6 protein-coding genes are annotated in these 4,510 nt (G+C 56.4%); 5 read left to right on the top strand and 1 reads right to left on the bottom strand.

Annotation, left to right across the window (positions count from 1 at the left end):
* Nucleotides 1-113: 113 nt before the first annotated feature.
* Nucleotides 114-578 carry a DUF1648 domain-containing protein gene (locus B2W96_RS05270; protein ID WP_293009241.1) on the bottom strand — a complete coding sequence of 155 codons (465 nt, stop codon included), beginning with the start codon at nt 576-578 and terminating at the stop codon, nt 114-116.
* Nucleotides 579-775: 197 nt separating this feature from the next.
* Here B2W96_RS05270 and B2W96_RS05265 point away from each other — a divergent pair, with 197 nt between their 5' ends.
* The 5 genes from B2W96_RS05265 to B2W96_RS05245 all read left to right on the top strand — a co-directional run.
* A complete protein-coding gene (locus B2W96_RS05265; RefSeq protein ID WP_293009240.1) occupies nt 776-1,549 on the top strand; it encodes a TIGR00282 family metallophosphoesterase in 774 nt (257 codons plus the stop codon).
* Between the two features lie 25 nt (nt 1,550-1,574).
* The gene (locus B2W96_RS05260) at nt 1,575-2,054 is read left to right on the top strand and encodes a YbaK/EbsC family protein (RefSeq protein ID WP_293009239.1); all 480 of its coding nucleotides are present in this window, start codon (nt 1,575-1,577) and stop codon (nt 2,052-2,054) included.
* A gap of 5 nt (nt 2,055-2,059) precedes the next feature.
* Nucleotides 2,060-3,154: a metallophosphoesterase family protein gene (locus B2W96_RS05255; protein ID WP_293009238.1), complete on the top strand. Its 1,095-nt coding sequence runs from the start codon at nt 2,060-2,062 to the stop codon at nt 3,152-3,154.
* Between the two features lie 25 nt (nt 3,155-3,179).
* Nucleotides 3,180-4,181 carry an asparaginase gene (locus B2W96_RS05250; protein ID WP_293009237.1) on the top strand — a complete coding sequence of 334 codons (1,002 nt, stop codon included), beginning with the start codon at nt 3,180-3,182 and terminating at the stop codon, nt 4,179-4,181.
* 1 nt (nt 4,182) lies between these two features.
* Nucleotides 4,183-4,510 (top strand): 8-oxoguanine DNA glycosylase, N-terminal domain-containing protein (locus B2W96_RS05245; protein ID WP_293009236.1); only part of this gene is annotated, 328 nt, incomplete at its 3' end.

The raw sequence follows: 4,510 nt of genomic DNA, 5'->3' as shown, positions 1-4,510 counted from the left end.
GCCGTGCAATGCACGGCTTCTTTATTTTAAGTGTCGAAAAGATTTTACCGTGTCGGCGTGATTGCACGAGAGCGTCTCTTGTCGCTGACTTCGGTGGATAGATATCTTTCTCATCATTTGGCTCTCCCTAGTCTTATACTGAAGAAAATGATGGAGCCAAATACCAAGCACAGAAAAGCGGGCAGAAACCAGCCGGGAAGTGTATTGGACAGTGAGGAATTGATGATAAGAAAGGAGAAAACTGCCGAAATCAGCAGTTGTAATGTGTCAAGCATGGCTCTCAAGATTTTATATACTCGTTCTTTGTTTTCCGCAGTGACGTGAACGCCGGTGTTCCAAGCCGATGGAAACCGGGATATTGCTGCCATTCCAAAATATATGATCCAGCCAAGTGCCAAAAAGATGAGCAACTCGTATTTACTTCCCCATCTGTCTATGGTACCCGAAGCATTGTAGTGTGCGGGCACTTGATCGGGTGTTTTACTCCAGTTCAGCATCAGATATATGGCGCTTCCCAACAGCAAAATGAGGCATATAAAGTTTACTGCGGCATGATAGCTGCTCTTTTTTAATTTCACAGAGGAGGCCTTCTTTCAACTTTTTTTATGATGGTATCATATAGAAGAGCTGATTGCAACGAATCTTGGCAAAAACCGAGGCTACATGAACAGCCGATACCTCGCTGTGGTCAAGACAGGCGGCGCGGCCCCTTGCAATTCGTGTTGCTTTTGGATATAATAAAACGAATAAACTGCTTGAGGGAATTGATTGCTATATGCTGTATCATGTTTTAGCCGTGGGCGATGTGGTGAGTGAGCCGGGACTTGCTCATCTGGAAAAGACGCTGCGGCCCCTGAAAAAATTGAAGAACATCGCTTTCACCGTGGTGAACGGTGAAAATGCCGCCGCTGTGGGACTGACGCCGGAGCAGGCGGAGCGCATTTACGACGCGGGGGCGGACGTCATTACGCTGGGCAACCACAGCTTTGACAAGCCCCAAATCGTGGATTTTTTGGACGAGCACTCCTATATTCTCCGTCCCGCCAATTACACCCGCCGTGCACCGGGCCGGGGCTGGGGGATTTACGACTTGAACGGCGTGCGTATCCGGGTGGTGAACCTGATCGGGCGGTGCAACCTGAATTGGGGGGCGGACAACCCCTTTACCGTTGTTGACCAACTTTTGACTGGTGAAAAGACGGATTTTACTTTGGTGGATTTTCACGCACAGGCCACCAGCGAGAAGCTGGCCATGGGGTACTTTCTGGACGGGCGAGTTTCCGCCCTTTGGGGGACTCACACCCACGTGCCCACCGCAGACGAGCGGGTATATCCCAACGGGACGGGCTATATCACGGATTTGGGAATGACCGGCGCTGTGGAATCCGTGCTGGGGGTGAAACCGGAACAGTCTGTGGAGATGTTTTTGGGGGGCCTGCCGGGCCGATTCCGGGCGCCTGAAGGGCCGGTAAAGCTTCAGGGAGCCGTTTTTACGCTGGACAGCGCCACCGGATTGTGCGTCGGGGTGGAACGTGTGGACATCCGATAATGATGAGATAGAGGGGAACAGATTCATGTCAATTGAAAAGGTAAGAGCTTATTTTCAAACGCAGGGCATCGAGGGCCGCATCCGGGAGTTCGACGTGTCCTCCGCCACCGTGGATCTGGCGGCCCAAGCTGTGGGTGTAGAGGGTGCGCGGATTGCCAAAACCCTTAGCTTCAAACTGGGGGACCGGGTGCTGCTGGTGGTCTGCGCGGGAGACGCCAAGGTGGACAACCGGCGTTATAAGGACCAGTTTGGAGGAAAAGCCTCCATGCTCAGCCACGACGAGGCCGCTACGTTGGTGGGTCATGCCGTGGGCGGGGTGTGTCCCTTTGCAGTGAAGGAGGGCGTGGAGATTTATCTGGACGCGTCTATGCGCCGGTTCGACACGATTTTTCCGGCGGCGGGCAGCAGCAACAGCGCCGTGGAGATGACCTGTGACGAGCTTGAGAAATACTCCGGCGGAACATGGGTAGACGTGTGCAAAGCCTGGCGGCCCGACGAACAGTAAAGGCGATGCTTCGATTTATTCACGCGTCAGATTTTCATCTGGACAGCGCGTTTCACGCCCTTACGCCCCAGCGCGCGGCGGAGCGGAGGCGGGAGAGCCGGGAGCTTGGCGCGCGGCTGGCGGAGGAGGCCCTCCGCCGGGGCGCGGATTTGATGCTTCTCTCCGGCGACCTTTTTGACGGGACGAGCAGCTTCCGTGAGACGCCGGAGGAGTTGGCCAAGGGTCTAAGCCGCGCTGGAATCAGCGTGTTCATCGCCCCCGGAAACCACGACTTTTACTCCGCCGACAGCCCCTATGCCACGGTTCAGTGGCCGGACAACGTGTACATATTCAAATCTGGAGAGATAGAGAGCGTGGACCTGCCGGATTTGAACTGCACGGTCCACGGTGCGGCCTTTACGGCCCCGGAGCAGACGACGGGACTTTTGACTGGGTTTTCCGCGCCGCAGGACGGACGGATTCACCTGATGGCGCTCCACGGAGATGTGGAGCCGTCAGCCCCGCGCTACAACCCCGTAACGAAAGCCGAGATTGCCGCAAGCGGCCTTTCCTATCTGGCGCTGGGGCACGTTCATGCCGCCTCCGGTCCCCAAAAAAGCGGGAAGACACTGTGGGCCTATCCCGGCTGTCCGGAGGGACGGGGCTTTGATGAGTTGGGGGACAAAGGTTTTTATTTCGGCACCGTGTCCGACGAGGGGGCGGTGACGCTGGAATTTGTGCCCTTTGCACGCCACCGCTACGAGATTCTGACCGTGGACGTGACGGACCGGGACCCTCGGGAGGCGGTGGAAGCCGCCCTGCCAAAGTGGACCACCTACGATTTATACCGTATCCTCTTTACCGGGGAGACGGATGAGCGGGGAATTGACCTGACGGCGCTGGAGACAGTGCTTTCCGGCCGGTTTTACGCGCTGGAACTGCGGGATGGAACCCGTGTCCGTCAGGACGTTTGGGCCAGGGCGGGAGAGGACTCCCTCCGAGGAGAATTTCTTCGCCGCCTGCGCCAGCAGTATGACGCGGGGAACGAGGAAGAGCGGGAGCGCGTCAGCCGCGCCGTGCGGTTTGGCCTTGCGGCGCTGGACCACAGAGATATTTTATAAGGACATCGTTTTTTAAGGACATAGAATGAAAAAGATTTTAATGATCGGTACGGGCGGCACCATTGCCTCCCAGGTGACGGAAAACGGGTTGGCCCCGGAACTTACCAGCGCGCAGCTTTTGGCCCATATCCCCGCCATTTCCGGTATCTGCGAGGTGGAGAGCTTACAGCTTTTGAATCTGGACAGCACCAATATCGCGCCTGCCCACTGGCTGGAGATGGTGCGCTGTATCCGGGAGCACTATGAGGCTTACGACGGCTTCGTGCTCACCCACGGGACGGATACCATGGCCTATACAGCAGCAGCGCTGAGCTATCTCATTCAGAAAAGCCCCAAGCCCATCGTTTTCACCGGAGCGCAAAAGCCCATCGGCTTCGATGTAACGGACTCGAAAATAAACCTTACGGATGCATTCCGCACGGCATCGTCTGATTTGCCGGGCGTATCTCTCGTATTCAACGGGAAGGTGATTTTGGGGACTCGGGCGCAAAAAATCCGCTCGAAAAGCTTCGAGGCCTTTTCCAGCATCAATTATCCGTTTCTCGGGGTTCTGCGGGACGGGGTGCTGTTGCGCTACCTCCATGAGGATTGCGCGGGCGGGCCGATATTTTATGATCAACTGAATACAAAGGTGGGACTTTTGAAGCTGATTCCCGGCACGGAACAGGCGTTGCTTGACTATCTGCTGGAGCGCTGCGACGCGCTGATGATCGAGTCCTTCGGCGTGGGCGGCCTGCCGGATTACGAGGGTTCGGATTTCTGTGACAGCGTCTGCCACTGGACAGCGCGGGGAAAGCTGGTGGTGCTCACCACGCAGGTGCAGAACGAGGGCAGTGATCTTGGCATCTACCATGTGGGACATCGGCTCAAGGGTGTTCCCGGGGTGCTGGAGGCGTTTGACATGACCACCGAGGCAGTGACGGCCAAGCTGATGTGGATTCTGGGACAGACACGGGACATGGCGGAGATTCAGCGTCTGTTTTACACCCCTGTCGCCCACGATATTTTGTGGCCTGCGGAGTGCTGAGATGGTAGTTGTTTCAAAAGAAGAATTTGACATCGGAAAAATTGCGGACAGCGGCCAGTGCTTCCGGCTGAAGCGGCTGGAAGAGGGCTGCTTTCGTGCCGTGGCAGGGAATCGCTGGACAGAGCTTCGGGAGCGGGCTGACACATGGGTGCTGGACTGTTCCGAGGAAGAGTTTGACGGCTTCTGGCGGGATTATTTCGACCTCAATACTGATTACGCGGCATTCCGCGCCGCCGTTTCGCAGAAAGACGCGTATCTCACGGCAGCGGCGGCCTACGGGACAGGAATCCGCATTTTGCGGCAGGACCCTTGGGAGATGCTGATAACTT

The organism is Oscillibacter sp. UBA6647, assembly GCA_002455655.1.
Lineage (GTDB): Bacteria > Bacillota > Clostridia > Oscillospirales > Oscillospiraceae > Oscillibacter.
This window is presented reverse-complemented; position numbering and strand designations above follow the sequence as displayed.

Bases quoted from the DNA above. Each gene is read 5' to 3' on its own strand.
- B2W96_RS05255 (WP_293009238.1), top strand. From the start codon at position 2,060: ATGCTTCGATTTATTCACGCGTCAGATTTTCATCTGGACAGCGCGTTT.
- B2W96_RS05265 (WP_293009240.1), top strand. From the start codon at position 776: ATGCTGTATCATGTTTTAGCCGTGGGCGATGTGGTGAGTGAGCCGGGA.
- B2W96_RS05250 (WP_293009237.1), top strand. From the start codon at position 3,180: ATGAAAAAGATTTTAATGATCGGTACGGGCGGCACCATTGCCTCCCAG.
- B2W96_RS05260 (WP_293009239.1), top strand. From the start codon at position 1,575: ATGTCAATTGAAAAGGTAAGAGCTTATTTTCAAACGCAGGGCATCGAG.